The sequence below is a fragment of the Flavobacterium sp. genome (assembly GCF_027483985.1).
Lineage (GTDB): Bacteria > Bacteroidota > Bacteroidia > Flavobacteriales > Flavobacteriaceae > Flavobacterium.
Window position 1 is genome coordinate 94,472 of record NZ_JAIXTJ010000050.1, and the last position, 13,298, is coordinate 107,769.

At 30.4% G+C, this 13,298-nt stretch carries 15 protein-coding genes and 1 pseudogene; 8 read left to right on the forward strand and 8 right to left on the reverse strand.

Going from position 1 to position 13,298, the window contains the following annotated elements:
• The 3 genes and pseudogenes from Q0050_RS12785 to hisB form a co-directional block, all read left to right on the forward strand.
• Positions 1–1,119, forward strand: coding sequence for an efflux RND transporter periplasmic adaptor subunit (locus Q0050_RS12785; protein WP_298396467.1), 1,119 nt, complete (start codon positions 1–3; stop codon positions 1,117–1,119).
• A 90-nt stretch (positions 1,120–1,209) separates the two neighbouring features.
• Positions 1,210–1,710 carry a hypothetical protein gene (locus Q0050_RS12790; protein ID WP_298396470.1) on the forward strand — a complete coding sequence of 167 codons (501 nt, stop codon included), beginning with the start codon at positions 1,210–1,212 and terminating at the stop codon, positions 1,708–1,710.
• Positions 1,711–1,791: 81 nt separating this feature from the next.
• Positions 1,792–2,349: pseudogene (gene hisB, locus Q0050_RS12795) on the forward strand (histidinol-phosphatase); the annotation flags it as partial.
• 5 nt (positions 2,350–2,354) lie between these two features.
• On the opposite strand, the gene Q0050_RS12800 reads toward hisB, so the two are convergent.
• From Q0050_RS12800 to Q0050_RS12810, 3 genes are all read right to left on the reverse strand, one after another.
• On the reverse strand, positions 2,355–2,840 hold the full coding sequence (locus tag Q0050_RS12800; RefSeq protein ID WP_298396473.1) for a hypothetical protein: 486 nt from the start codon (positions 2,838–2,840) through the stop codon (positions 2,355–2,357).
• Positions 2,841–2,853: 13 nt separating this feature from the next.
• Positions 2,854–3,255: a glyoxalase gene (locus tag Q0050_RS12805; RefSeq protein WP_298396476.1), complete on the reverse strand. Its 402-nt coding sequence runs from the start codon at positions 3,253–3,255 to the stop codon at positions 2,854–2,856.
• 76 nt (positions 3,256–3,331) lie between these two features.
• Positions 3,332–4,648 (reverse strand): OmpA family protein, encoded by a 1,317-nt coding sequence (locus Q0050_RS12810; RefSeq protein WP_298396478.1) that lies wholly within the window; start codon positions 4,646–4,648, stop codon positions 3,332–3,334.
• Between the two features lie 192 nt (positions 4,649–4,840).
• Between Q0050_RS12810 and Q0050_RS12815 the strand changes: the two genes are divergently transcribed.
• Complete coding sequence (locus Q0050_RS12815) at positions 4,841–5,230, forward strand: hotdog domain-containing protein (protein ID WP_298396480.1); 390 nt, start codon at positions 4,841–4,843, stop codon at positions 5,228–5,230.
• On the opposite strand, the gene Q0050_RS12820 is transcribed toward Q0050_RS12815, so the two are convergent.
• Positions 5,231–6,490, reverse strand: a complete 1,260-nt coding sequence (locus tag Q0050_RS12820) for a mechanosensitive ion channel domain-containing protein (RefSeq protein WP_298396483.1) — start codon at positions 6,488–6,490, stop codon at positions 5,231–5,233.
• Complete coding sequence (locus Q0050_RS12825) at positions 6,483–6,767, reverse strand: DUF3817 domain-containing protein (protein WP_298396485.1); 285 nt, start codon at positions 6,765–6,767, stop codon at positions 6,483–6,485. Before Q0050_RS12825 ends, Q0050_RS12820 begins: the two co-directional genes overlap by 8 nt.
• Before the next feature lie 88 nt (positions 6,768–6,855).
• On the opposite strand from Q0050_RS12825, the gene Q0050_RS12830 reads away from it, so the two are divergent.
• The gene (locus Q0050_RS12830) at positions 6,856–7,371 is read left to right on the forward strand and encodes a DUF6155 family protein (RefSeq protein ID WP_298396488.1); all 516 of its coding nucleotides are present in this window, start codon (positions 6,856–6,858) and stop codon (positions 7,369–7,371) included.
• A gap of 74 nt (positions 7,372–7,445) precedes the next feature.
• Positions 7,446–8,981, forward strand: a complete 1,536-nt coding sequence (locus tag Q0050_RS12835) for a DEAD/DEAH box helicase (protein ID WP_298396491.1) — start codon at positions 7,446–7,448, stop codon at positions 8,979–8,981.
• Positions 8,982–9,072: 91 nt separating this feature from the next.
• Here Q0050_RS12835 and Q0050_RS12840 read toward each other — a convergent pair whose 3' ends face one another.
• Positions 9,073–9,702 carry a Pr6Pr family membrane protein gene (locus tag Q0050_RS12840; protein WP_298396494.1) on the reverse strand — a complete coding sequence of 210 codons (630 nt, stop codon included), beginning with the start codon at positions 9,700–9,702 and terminating at the stop codon, positions 9,073–9,075.
• A gap of 143 nt (positions 9,703–9,845) precedes the next feature.
• Between Q0050_RS12840 and Q0050_RS12845 the strand changes: the two genes are divergently transcribed.
• Positions 9,846–11,759, forward strand: a complete 1,914-nt coding sequence (locus tag Q0050_RS12845) for a DUF294 nucleotidyltransferase-like domain-containing protein (RefSeq protein ID WP_298396497.1) — start codon at positions 9,846–9,848, stop codon at positions 11,757–11,759.
• Between the two features lie 3 nt (positions 11,760–11,762).
• Complete coding sequence (locus Q0050_RS12850) at positions 11,763–12,356, forward strand: exonuclease domain-containing protein (RefSeq protein WP_298396499.1); 594 nt, start codon at positions 11,763–11,765, stop codon at positions 12,354–12,356.
• Here Q0050_RS12850 and Q0050_RS12855 read toward each other — a convergent pair.
• Entirely contained in the window at positions 12,345–12,830 is a 486-nt protein-coding gene (locus Q0050_RS12855; protein WP_298396502.1) for a 4'-phosphopantetheinyl transferase superfamily protein, read from the reverse strand. The two genes, Q0050_RS12850 and Q0050_RS12855, sit on opposite strands and share 12 nt — an antisense overlap.
• Positions 12,830–13,264 carry an acyl carrier protein gene (locus Q0050_RS15305; protein WP_367277177.1) on the reverse strand — a complete coding sequence of 145 codons (435 nt, stop codon included), beginning with the start codon at positions 13,262–13,264 and terminating at the stop codon, positions 12,830–12,832. The genes Q0050_RS12855 and Q0050_RS15305 overlap by 1 nt, the downstream gene beginning before the upstream one ends.
• Positions 13,265–13,298: the final 34 nt, after the last annotated feature.

Sequence of the window (13,298 nt, forward strand, 5' to 3'; positions counted from 1 at the left end):
ATGAAAAAAATAGTATATATAATTGCAGCAACCTTTCTACTAATTTCGTGTAAAGATGTCAAAGTCGAAACGCCAATAGAAGAAAAAAGTGGTTTGACAATTGTTTCAAGAAATCAATTTAAAACAATGGCTATGGAAGTCGGAACTCCTACAGAACAAGATTTTGATGTAGCAGTAAAAACCTCGGGTCGCATAGATGTTCCACCACAAAACAGAGCTAAAATAACTTCATTTATTGGTGGTTACGTAAAATCTACCAATCTTTTAGTTGGAAATAAAGTAGTAAAAGGTCAGGCACTTTTAACGATGGAAAATACCGAATTCCTTGATATTCAAAAAGATTATTTAGAAGTTGCGGAACAAATCACTTATTTGAAATCAGAATTTGAAAGACAAAAAACATTATATGAGGAGAAAATCACATCTCAAAAAAATTACCTTAAAGCAGAAAGCGATTACCGAAGAGCCAAAGGAATGTACCAAAGTTTAAGAGCAAAATTAGTGTTGTTAAACATCAATCCAAGAAATGTTGAAAACGGAAAATTGACATCGGTTGTAACAATTTTTTCACCAATTTCAGGCGATATTGTTATTATGAATGCCAATGTGGGAATGTATATTGCAGCTTCGGATGTGATTTTAGAAATTGTTGATACGAGTCATCTTCATTTAGAATTGGCAGTATTTGAAAAAGACATTTTAAAAATAAAAGTAGATCAAATAATCAAATTTACTGTTCCAGAAGCAAGCAAAGAGGTTTTCGATGCCGAAGTACATTTAGTCGGAAAATCAATCGAAGGAAATGACAGAACGATAAATGTTCACGGACATTTAGATGATGCCATCAAGCAAAAATTATTAACAGGTATGTTCGTTGAAGCTCAGATTATTACTGATTCCAAAAAAGGATTAGCCATTCCGAAGGAAGCTTTAATCACTGAAAATCAAAAATATTTCGTATTTTTATTGGATAAGGAAGATGCAAAAGAATTTTCATTTAAAAAAATAGCTGTTGAAAAAGGCGCATCTTCAAATGATTTTGTTGAGATTATTGAAAATGAACAAATTAATAAAAGTTCTAAGCTCCTTTTGAAAGGTGTTTTTGATATTACAAATTAAAAATTTTCAAAAGCTTTATAAATAGCTTTGAGTTTAGCACAAAAAATAGCATTTTTACCTTTTATTATTTAACAATCAAACTTAAAAATTATGAATGACGCACATTTGCATATGGTCGTAAACCACTTTCCAATTATCGGGATAATACTTGGATTCGGAATATTAATTGCTGGAATATTTTTAAAAAATAATTCTGTTAAAAATACTGCTTATTGTTTGTTTATTGTTGGAGCTATTTTTGCCTTTGCCAGTATGTATACCGGAGAAGGCGCAGAGGAAATGGTCGAAGAAATGCCATCTGTTGGACATAAAATAATTCACGAACACGAAGAAATGGCTGAGAAATTGGCAGTTGTACTTTACATTTTAGGATTGGTTTCAATTTTAGGATTATATACGACGATTAAAAATCATTCTAAAGCTAAATTAGTTTATTTTTTAGCAGTTCTAATTGCAATTGTTGGAATATATCTAGGTAAAGAAACCGGAACAACTGGCGGTGAAGTTCGTCATACAGAAATTAGAGCCGATTCGGGAACAACTACAGAAGCGACTCAAAGTGGAGGAGAAGCTCACGATGATGAAGATTAAGTAATCAATTACAATATAAAAACCGCTTTATTTCATTTAATAAAGCGGTTTTTTATTTAGTTTTGAATTAAATATAAAATTATGAAAAAAATTCTCTTTATCGATCGCGACGGAACTATAGTTAATGAAGCAAAAGCACCTGATTATGTTTTAGATACGTTTGAAGAACTTGAATTTTATCCTGAAGTTTTTCGCTATTTAGGAAAAATAGTTCGAAAATTGGATTTTGAAATTGTAATGGTAACCAATCAAGATGGATTGGGAACGAAAGCTTTACCAACCGATATCTTTTGGAAAATTCATAACAAAATTTTGAAAGCTTTTGAAAATGAAGGAATTGTGTTTAGCAAAGTTTTTATTGATGATTCTTATCCCGAAGATAAAAAGCCAACCCGAAAACCAGGAATTGGAATGGTCACAGAATACATTAACAACCCAAAATATGATTTGACCAATTCTTATATGATTGGTGATCGATTAACCGATATAGAATTTGCTAAAAATCTAGGAGCAAAAGGAATTTTCATTAATAATGATGAAGGCTTAGGTGCTACAGAAATCCATTCAAAATTAGAAGATTTGCAAAAACATATTGCACTTCAAACTACTAGTTGGAAAGAAATTTATGAGTTTTTAAAGGAAAATTAAAAAGCATTATTCAATTGTTTGTTAATATTAAAACTTAAACCAATTCGGTGGTTAGCTAATCCCGAAATAGTAGCATTGTTTAAATTAATTCCATATCCATAAGTCAAACAAAAACTTCCTCCAAGACTTATTCCTAGTTCGGGTAAAATTCTAAATTCCGATTTACTATTTTGAAAATAATTAACAGCCGATAATCTAATAGTAAAGTAGGTCATTGAAATGTCATAACCAACTTTGGGTGCTATGATGAATTCGTTGTTGTTTTTAAAATTTGATTCCATTCCAATGCGCCAACCAACAATTCCGACAGTCCAATTTTCAGTGGAGACTTTTCCAATAGTTAAGTTTAATTCGTTATACATATTTCCCTGGCAAATAATTCCGGGAGCAAATGCTACGTCAAATTTTCTCTTGGATTGTATTTCTTGCGAAAAGGAGTAAAGAGTGCACAAAAATAGTAATGATAAAAATTGTATTTTCATTAAATAATCTTGTTTACACAGTTTCATTTTCAAACAAAAGCACTTGACTTTTCAAGCGTTCAATCAGCATAGTCATCATTCGTTTGTTTAAATTAGATGAATTTTGAACATATTGTGAATATTCTTCAACAGTAAACAAGCCAATGACCATTCCTTTTAGAGCATTTCTAAATTTTATATCTCGTTGAATTGTGTTCTCGATGTAAGCTAATTTTTTCTCTGTTGATAAAGTATAGTAAACACCTTTTTGCTTGACAGCATAATTTTTAAAAACTTCTAAGAATAAGTTGTTTTGAAATTTTAAAATAGGTCGAAGCGTTTTGTTTTGAAAAGATTCTTCTGCCGATGATTGTTCAGAAACATTACCAATTGCAGTACCACGAAGTTCTAATAAAGAAGTTTCTCTTGTTTCCATTTTTTATTTAAAGTTACAAAAAAACCTCTGTCGCGAAACAGAGGTTTAATTTTATTTATTAAGAATCAAATGTTAATTATTCTTTGATTCTGAATGTTACTCTTCTTACTAGTTTTCTTGCTCCTTCAGAATCAACATCTACTGATGTATCTTCACCTGAACTAACAACGTTTAATCTTGAAGCATCAATTCCAGCTTTAACTAAAATAGCTTTAACAGCTTCAGCACGTCCTTTAGATAATGTGTTGTTACGTTCGCTAGAACCAACTTCGTCAGCGTGCCCAACAATATCAACATTAGCTGATGGGTTGTTTTTCAAATAAGTTCTGATGAAATCAATTCCTTCAGTTGAAACGTTAGTTGGATTAACTTTGTTAGTATCGAAATAAGTAGTAATGTATCCTTCGTTTACTAAACGTTTGATCATATCAGCATTTGATTTTTCTGAAGATTCTTTAGACGATTTATCTACATAACGCTCTAATTCATCTGGAACACCATTTCTGTTAATGTCTACCATTTTACCTCTTGTATCAACAGCAACACCTGCTACAGAGTTGTTTTCTTGATCTAAATAATCGGCAACACCATCTTTATCAGTATCGTTCATTAAAGTTTCTACGTCACCAACTCTTTTGTTAAGTGCTTCGATTTCATCAAGTTTTTTGTCTTTAATGATAGCATAATCTCCATGAATATCATTGCTTCCGAAAGAGTAAGTCAATCCTAATGAAGTCGTAATTAATTGACCATTTAAGTTGTTTTCAATATCAGAATAGGTTCCATCCCAATTGAAATGTTGTCTGTAGTTGTTTTGTACAGTAACGTCAAGTAAAACAGACATTTTTTTAGTAATTCTAAATTCTGGTGTAACTCCAATTAATAAACCACCATTATATTCGGTTTGATTAAAATTGTGATCATTTTCAATAATATTTGGAGTTTTAGATGTCATTGCATCAATTTTGATACCACCGTGAAGTAAAATTGCTAATCTTCCCATTGGTTCTTGAATGTTGAACAAACGATTAGCGTTTACAACTCCTTGAAACGAAAGTCCAATTTGCTGCATTTTGAAAGGCAAACTACCGTTATTTTTGATGTTTTTGATTTCTTCATAATGTAAACCTCCTTTAATTCCAAATACTGGACTGAACATGTATCTTGCACCTAATGCAAAACCATTTGCTTGAGGTTTTCCTAAAAATGTTCCTGGATCACTTGAGAAATATCCAGTAGAATATGGTCTTACACCTTTTGCTTGTCCAACAGTTGCTTCAATTGTCCATTTGTTATATTCCGAAACGGCTTTATCTTTCTTAGCGTCAGCATCTTGAGCTAAAGCTGACAATGATGATGCCAACAATACAGACAATAATGTAATTTTTTTCATATTATATAAATAGGTTATAAAATTCTAATTAATTTGCAAATATATAGATTTACTGCTAACTAACAACTTTTTTTTGTATTTATAAAGAAAAGGCAACTTTAAATTTTACTGATAATTAATAAGTTAAAAAAAGAATATATTTTTCTTAACCCAATTTCAAATCAGTAAATTTGCTTTTTTAAAAAATATTATATGAGATTTCATACACGAAAATGGGTAAAACCCGAGGATTTAAATCCGAATAGTACTTTATTTGGTGGTCGATTATTGGCTTGGATTGACGAGGAAATTGCTTTATATTCCATCATACAATTAGAAAGTCCAAGGATTGTAACCAAACATATGTCAGAAATAAATTTTAGAAGTTCGGCAAAACAAGGTGATATTATCGAAATTGGAATTGATGTAGTAAAGTTTGGAACTACTTCATTAACATTAATGTGTGAAGTAAGAAACATGATGACTAAAGAAACCATTATTACTATCGACAAAATTACAATGGTAAGTGTTGGTTTGGATGGAAAACCTCAAGCACACGGCAAAACCAAAATTGAATATGTCGAAGATCGATTGAAAAAATAATTATTCTTCTAAACTCATTCTATCGGTAGGCATTTCATAAATCTCTAAATCAAAATAAGCTACAGATGCAATAATGTGGTCAAAAATATCAGCCATAATATATTCGTATTGTTCAAACCGTTGGTCTTTTGAAAAGACATAAATTTCAAGTGGCATTCCGTGTGGTGTGGGTTGCAACTGGCGACAAAGCAAAATCATATTTTTGTTTATTCCCGGATAAAGCTCTAAATATTGTGTAATATATTTTCGGAACAACCCAAAATTGGTCATGTTTCTGCCATTGATAGATAACGATTTGTCCACATTGTAGGTTTTATTAAATTTATTAATTTCGTCTTGCCTAACATCAATATAATGTGATACCAACTGAATGCGTTTCATTTTTTGTAAGTCGTCGTCATTTAAAAAACGAATACTTTTTGCTTTGATAAGGATGTGTCTTTTAATACGTCTTCCGTCAGAATTCAACATTCCGCGCCAGTTTCTAAAAGAATCAGATATTAAACTGTAAGTAGGAATTGTTGTAGTCGTATTATCAAAATTTCGAACTTTGACCGTTGCAAGGTTTATTTCAATCACATCGCCATCAGCACCAAATTTATCGAAGGTAACCCAATCACCAATTCGTACCATATCGTTTAACGAAACTTGCACGCTTGCAACAAATCCTAAAATGGTATCTCTAAAAATCAATATGATTACGGCCGAAATAGCTCCCAAAGCTCCAAGAAGTGTATTGCTATTGATGTCAAATATTTTTGAAATAATTACACCAACACCAATAATCCAAAGCACAATCATAATTACTTGAATGTAACTATCTATGGGTTTATCACTATATTTTGGCTGTTCTTTTAAATAATCTCTTATGGCTTTTAAAACACTTCGAACAATCCATAACGATAATAAAATGATATAGATTCCAACTAATTTTCCGAAAACAGTTTCCCAATACACATATGCATCAAGGATAACTGGAACCGATTTGTAGATGAAAAGAAGTGGTATTAAATGAGCAATATATTTGGCAGTTTGGTTGGAGACTAATAAATCATCAAAATTAGTTTTGGTTTTTTTAGCAACAATAGCCATTGCAGTTACAAGAACCAATCTAAAAATAACATAGATTAGATAGGCTAATGCACACAAAATAGCAATGTTTAAAACTAAACTTAAATAGGATGCGAGCGTATCTCCAAAACCCATTTTATTGAGTATCGGATATAACCAACCAAATATTTTCTCAAGAGTATTATGCATTTTTTACATATTTTTTCTCAATGTAAAACGTACCAAAAGGCAAAAGTGAGGCTAATTGAACTACAGCTAAATCTTTGAAAGACCATTTTTGACTTTTCATTATTAGGAAAGCTAAAATCACATATCCTATGAATAAAACTCCGTGCGCCATACCAATTGGATACAGTAATTTTTTATACAAATCTATATTATTTGGTTTGATAAATAACATATTTGTAAATAATACTAAATAGGAGATTCCCTCTGCAATTGCTGTAAATTTGAAAATTTTAGTCATAAATTAGTGTTTTGGTCTACAAAATTAAGCATATCATTAGTTAAAAACCTAGAATCTCACTTACTTTTGCAATAATTTAGCAATTACTATGAGCAAACGCGATTTAAAAAAATATTTATCCGAATTAAGTAAAGAACAATTAGAGGAACAATTGGTGGAACTTTACGATAAATTTAAAGAAGTTAAAGTCTACTATAATTTTGTTTTTAATCCTAACGAACGAAATTTAGTAAAAGATGCTAAACTTAAAATTGCAAATGAATATTTCCCGATAAGAGGAAAAAGACCTAAAATGCGCCGATCTACAGCTCAAAAATTTATTAAACATTTTATTACGCTAGGCGTTGATTCGTTTATAATTGTTGATGTAATGCTATATAACATTGAAATTGCCCAAACTTTATCGAGCGAACGACAAATTAATTCGGAAGCGTTCTATAAAAGTATGCTAACTTCTTATGAGCAAGCCATTAGTTTTATGATTGAAAAGGGAATACTAGAAGAATTTAGAAGTAGAGTAGTGGCTATCAAAGAAGAAAGCATTACTCAAAATTGGATGAATAAATATGAATTCAATGCTATTGTTGAACGATTTGATTATTAAATTTGAGTTATTTTTAAAATGATAGTTGAGATACTCTTTTTTAGACGTATTTTTGCAAAATTGTAAAAAATGCTATGTCAAAAAAAGATTTAATCGCCGAAATTCAAGATAAAAAGGAACTTTATGGTTACCAGAAAGGCGATATTGACAAGATATTTGAACGATTAGATAATGCACCATACAATTATCATTTACTTTACCAATTGCCAACAGGTGGCGGAAAAACAGTAATTTTCTCCGAAATTACAAGACGTTATTTAGAACAATACAACAAAAAAGTGGTGGTTTTAACCCATCGGATTGAGCTTTGTAAACAAACTTCAAAAATGCTTAAGAATTTTGATGTCAAAAACAAAGTGATTAATAGCGCGATAAAAGAACTTCCAGATCAAGACGAATATTCGTGTTTTGTTGCGATGATTGAAACGTTAAAAAACCGTCTCAATGATGAAAAATTAGAAATACAAGATATTGGTTTAGTGATAATTGACGAAGCTCACTTTAACTCATTTAGGAAGTTGTTTAGCGCATTCGATAATGCTTTTATTTTGGGAGTTACAGCAACACCATTGAGTTCAAATATAAAATTACCAATGTATGAAAACTACAGTGAATTAATCGTTGGTGATACTATTCAAAATCTTATAGATAAAGGGTTTTTAGCACAAGCAACAACTTATAGTTATGATGTTGGATTGACTTCGTTAAAAGTCGGAATTAATGGCGATTATACTGTAAAATCTTCTGATGATTTGTATAGTAATATGGTAATGCAAGAAAAATTATTGCACGCTTATACGGAGAAATCACTCGGAAAAAAAACATTGATTTTTAATAACGGAATTAATACTTCGCTGCACGTTTATGAAAGTTTTAGACACGCCGGTTTTAACATTCGTCATCTAGATAATACAACTTCAACAGAAGATCGTAAAGAAATCTTGCAATGGTTCAAGAAAACACCCGATGCTATTTTAACTTCAGTGGGAATTTTAACCACAGGATTTGATGAACCAACTGTTGAAACCATTATTTTGAATCGTGCTACTAAATCCTTGACCTTGTATTTTCAAATGATTGGTCGTGGTTCAAGAAAATTACCTAACAAAGACAATTTTACGGTTATTGATTTAGGAAACAATGCTTTACGCTTTGGTTTATGGAACAATCCGATTGACTGGCAGCATATTTTTAAATCTCCAGAATATTATCTAGAAAGTCTTCGTGATGATGCTGATATTGAAAGTAATTTCAAATATGTGATGCCTGATGAATTGCGTAAGAAATTTTCAAAAACTGATAATATTTCAATGAATATTCAAGAGGAATTCAAATTCACGGTTAAAAATAATTTGAAGGCTAAAACTATTATCGAAAAATCATTGGAGCAACACGCACAAATGTGTGTTGATAACACGGATGAATTAATTGATGCCCGAAAATTATCTAAAGAACTCAATGATGATATTGAATATCGAATTAAACAATATTGTATTTGTTTAGGAAACGTTACCAAAAACTACAGAAGTTGGTTGATCGAAGATTATAATTTAAAACTCACAATTGCTATTGGTAAATTTTATCGTATAAAAATTATGAATGAGTTATAAATCAGTATTGTAGCTATTTTATATAATTTATATATTTGCACTATAATTTATATTATGTAAAATAGGATTTTTAAAAGAACCAAGTATTTGATTACGAAATCCTTTTATTCTTCCATTTGGCAATTCCAATAAAAGCGATTGCTACTCCTCCAAAAAACAAAGTCAGCAAGATAATATTTATAAATACTTTGTCAATTCCTAAACTTGTAACATTCACAAATGGATACGGATAATAATTTGAAAATGATCCGCGAATCATTATCACAACCAAATATACAATTGGATAAATCAACCAATTAATAAAATTTTTCCAAAGAATTGATTTAGTATTGCTTTTGAAATACCAATATAAAATATAATAAATTGGAATTATGGTATGCAACATTTCATCAACAATACGCTGAACGCCTTGTGGTTGCCATAAAAACCTTAAAATTAAATTGTAAACAAATCCAACAACAAATATATAAACCGCTATTGCTGATTGATTTATCGGATTTAAAAAGAAAGAAAATTTTCTTTTAGGTTTTATTAAAACTGCAGTGAACACAATTGCGACTAGTATATTTGTCAAAATGGTAAAAAAAGTAAAAAATCGAATTGTTGTTTCAGTGATAGATGTTACTCGATTATCAATCATAACTATAAATTGAGTTATAATGGTAATCCAACACAGAATTGAAAAAAGAAGTTCAATTTTAGCTGATTTATTTTCTTTCATCGCAAAACAATTTTAACGTAAATATAATTAAAAATTGTTTTTGTGGTGATAAATTGACAGAGATTTGTTCTTGTCCAATCTTAATCTTTATTACTTTTGTGGTGTCGCGGATTTTTTATATTTTTATAAAATTAACATTCATTATGAGCAATGCCATTTCACAGCGTGTAGCTGATTTTTTAAAGGAATATGAACCATTTAATTATTTGTCTTTTGATGATTTAATTAAAATTGCGAACACTATTCGTGTCATAAATCTCGAAAAACACAAAAGTTTATTTCAAATAAATGATGTGTTGCACGACACTTTTTATGTGGTAGCTTCGGGAGTTATTCATCTTACCGTAATTTCTGATGCTGAAGAAACGCTTTTGAATAAATGTTATGCTGGCGATATTTTTGGTTTACGTCCCTTTTTTGCCAAAAATAATTATCAAATGACAGCCAAAGCTCGCGAAGAAAGTATTGTATATGCAATTCCAATTGCTACCTTCAAACCTTTTGTGGCTCAAAACTCTAATGTTTTAGATTTTTTACTAGAAAGTTTCGCCGCAAATACTAAAGGTAATTTAGACAATCAAAACAATGGTTTGATTTCTGACAATGTTAGTTTTTCTGAAAATCAGTCGGATATGTTGTATTTCCAATCCTTGGCTTACAACAAAACGCCTCTGAAAATCACTAGTAACACAATGATTAAAGATGCAGCGCAATTAGTGACTGAAAATATGTTAGACAGTGTCTTGATTACTGAAAATAGTTTTCCGGTTGGAATTGTAACCGACAAAGATTTTCGTTCTAAAGTTGCTACAGGTCGTGTTGCTTTTTCTAACTCTATTGATAAAATAATGGCTTCACCGGTTGTTACAGTTACTGAAAATATTTCGGTGGCTGAGGCACAATTGGTTATGTTAAAATATGGTGTTACTCATTTGTGCGTAACCCACGATGGTACAGATAAATCTGATATTAAAGGAATTATTTCTGAACACGATTTGGTTGTTGCTCAAGCCAATAATCCAGGCGTTTTGCTTAAAGAAATTAAACGTTCTCAAACGGCCAAAGAACTTAAATTAGTTAGAGATAAATTAGCTGATATCATTCAATCATCGCTTAACAAAAATATTCCGCTTACACATATTAATAGTATTGCAGGTGAAATTACTCTAGCTATTGTTAAACGCGCTGTGGAACAATCTATTTTAGATTTGGGCTCACCTCCTGCTCGATTTGCGTGGTTAAGCATTGGTAGTCAAGGTCGTAAAGAGCAACTTCTTTTGACAGATCAAGATAGTATTTTAATTTTTGAAGATGTTTCAGCTGACAAATACCGTGATGTAAAAGATTATTTCTTAAAACTGGCTAAGAAAACTACTGCAACCCTCGAAAAAGTAGGTTTTATTCCTTGTCCTCAAGGTCATATGGGTAGCAATATGCTTTGGTGTAAATCACTGACTGACTGGAGTAAACAATATAATAATTGGATGAATACTCCAGGTGAAAATTCTAATGAAATTAGCAGTGTGTTCTTCGATTATGAAATTGCTTTTGGCGAACAAAAAATTGAAGATGCTATAACTGATGTGATATTTAAAGATGCCAAAAACAAAGTATTATTTTATGATTATCTTGGAAACGATGCTTTGAAGAAACCAGCGCCTTTAAACTTTTTTAAGAAATTCAATCTCGAAGAAGATGGCGAATTTAAAGGTAAATTTGATATAAAAACCCGTGCTTTAATGCCACTTATTGATGGTGCAAGATTGCTTGTAATGAGTAATAACATTCGCGGTATAAACAGTACTTATTTAAGATACAAACAATTAGCAATGATTGATCCTAAATTTTCAGAAATTTATTTGAATTGTGCAGATGCTTTTTTGGTTTTATCTAAATTTAGAGTTTTAGAAGGATTGAAAAATGATAGTTCAGGTCAATACATCAATTTGGAGGAATTAAATAAAGTTGATAGAGAGAAATTAAAAAATGCTCTTGCGCCTATGCGTGAGCTTGAAGAATTGATAAAAGATAAATTTCAACTTACACAATTTTCATAATTTATGCTTGATTGGTTAAAAAATATAAACAAAGAACATCCTGAATTCTGGAAAAAGTATTTATCTAAATTTGATAAAAAACCTTCAAGATATATTGCGCTATCGGTTGACACTACTGGATTAAATCCTAAAAAAGATGTGATTTTGTCTTTGGGTTCTATCGGTATAGAAAAAGACACGATTCATATTGGTGATGTTTTTGAAGTAACGATTCCGCAATACAAATTTTTGCACGATAATAATTTATCTAATGATTTTTTATTAGAGTCAGAACAACCAAAATTATCTGAAGTTCAGGCTATTGAAAAATTGATAGATTTTATAGGAAATGCTACGTTAGTCGGACATCGAATCAATTTTGATGTCGAAATGATTAATGAGGCTTTAGAAAAATTATCTTGTGGCAGATTGAAAAATGAAGCTTTAGATATTGAAGTGATGTATAAAAAGCTACACGACATTAATGACAAAAACTTTTCTTTGGATGAATTAAGTCATATTTTTAAAATTTCGAAAACCGAAAGAATATCAACCACAGATGATGCTTACACGATAGCGTTATTGTTTTTGAAATTAAAATCAAGATTAGGATTGTAAAAAATAACTTTTTTCGAAAGCTCCGTGGTGACTTTTGGTAGCAGCATAAAATTTTGAATTTAACTTGAAATATGGAATTTCGTTGATTTTTACAAGTTTTTTAGCATCGGTGATTTCTATAATTTTACTAAATTTTTCCTTGCTAAGTACCGCTATTGAATGAATAAATTCTTGCGATGTTTCTGTAGTTGTAAAAAATGCATCGTTTTGATATACTACAATCCCATTGTCATTATCAGTATTTAAACATTCAATTTTTTTTGGATAATAACCGCGTTTACCATTTTGTTGAAGTATGATTTTATAAACGGCCTCTTTCCTACTCCATAAATTCCAAACCATCTCATTCGGATTTGAACTTTTTGAAATGAATTCTTGTTCTAAATCAGTAAAGATTTTAGAAAGATAACCTTTTCTTTTCCAATTACTTTGAGTTGATGCTAATCCTAAATCAACTACATCGTTGCCTATCATTATTGTGCCAATTTAGCTTCAATTATGTCTAAAGCCGATTGAACATCAACCATTTTTTCCATCGAAACAGTATCAATTTCGATTTTATAATAATCTTCAATATCTAAAATTACGTCTACCAAATTGGCAGAATTGATTTGTAAATCTTTTATAAAATCAGTTGATTCTGAGAGGTTTTCAAAAGCTTCTTGATTATTTATATAAGGTTTTACAATGGTTTTTAATTGCTCAATTACTTCTGATTTATTCATTTTTTGTGGGATTTCAATTTGTGTTTTGAAAGTGTTTTTTATAAATTGTTTTTCATAGTGCCGGTTGCGTCTAGTCTTCTTTTCATTCGCACGTTTAGCATTTCTTTTATCATTGATGATTTCATTCAATCGGTTTAAGTCATCAACTTCTTTGATATCGTTAAGTGAATTACGTTTTGGCATAATAAAAATACTAAATTTTAATTTGAAATCCTAA

What these genes read in the sequence shown, in the direction of transcription:
- Q0050_RS12785 (WP_298396467.1), top strand. Translation starts at nt 1, where the DNA reads ATGAAAAAAATAGTATATATAATTGCAGCAACCTTTCTACTAATTTCG.
- Q0050_RS12790 (WP_298396470.1), top strand. Translation starts at nt 1,210, where the DNA reads ATGAATGACGCACATTTGCATATGGTCGTAAACCACTTTCCAATTATC.
- Q0050_RS12800 (WP_298396473.1), bottom strand. Translation starts at nt 2,840, where the DNA reads ATGAAAATACAATTTTTATCATTACTATTTTTGTGCACTCTTTACTCC.
- Q0050_RS12805 (WP_298396476.1), bottom strand. Translation starts at nt 3,255, where the DNA reads ATGGAAACAAGAGAAACTTCTTTATTAGAACTTCGTGGTACTGCAATT.
- Q0050_RS12810 (WP_298396478.1), bottom strand. Translation starts at nt 4,648, where the DNA reads ATGAAAAAAATTACATTATTGTCTGTATTGTTGGCATCATCATTGTCA.
- Q0050_RS12815 (WP_298396480.1), top strand. Translation starts at nt 4,841, where the DNA reads ATGAGATTTCATACACGAAAATGGGTAAAACCCGAGGATTTAAATCCG.
- Q0050_RS12820 (WP_298396483.1), bottom strand. Translation starts at nt 6,490, where the DNA reads ATGCATAATACTCTTGAGAAAATATTTGGTTGGTTATATCCGATACTC.
- Q0050_RS12825 (WP_298396485.1), bottom strand. Translation starts at nt 6,767, where the DNA reads ATGACTAAAATTTTCAAATTTACAGCAATTGCAGAGGGAATCTCCTAT.
- Q0050_RS12830 (WP_298396488.1), top strand. Translation starts at nt 6,856, where the DNA reads ATGAGCAAACGCGATTTAAAAAAATATTTATCCGAATTAAGTAAAGAA.
- Q0050_RS12835 (WP_298396491.1), top strand. Translation starts at nt 7,446, where the DNA reads ATGTCAAAAAAAGATTTAATCGCCGAAATTCAAGATAAAAAGGAACTT.
- Q0050_RS12840 (WP_298396494.1), bottom strand. Translation starts at nt 9,702, where the DNA reads ATGAAAGAAAATAAATCAGCTAAAATTGAACTTCTTTTTTCAATTCTG.
- Q0050_RS12845 (WP_298396497.1), top strand. Translation starts at nt 9,846, where the DNA reads ATGAGCAATGCCATTTCACAGCGTGTAGCTGATTTTTTAAAGGAATAT.
- Q0050_RS12850 (WP_298396499.1), top strand. Translation starts at nt 11,763, where the DNA reads ATGCTTGATTGGTTAAAAAATATAAACAAAGAACATCCTGAATTCTGG.
- Q0050_RS12855 (WP_298396502.1), bottom strand. Translation starts at nt 12,830, where the DNA reads ATGATAGGCAACGATGTAGTTGATTTAGGATTAGCATCAACTCAAAGT.
- Q0050_RS15305 (WP_367277177.1), bottom strand. Translation starts at nt 13,264, where the DNA reads ATGCCAAAACGTAATTCACTTAACGATATCAAAGAAGTTGATGACTTA.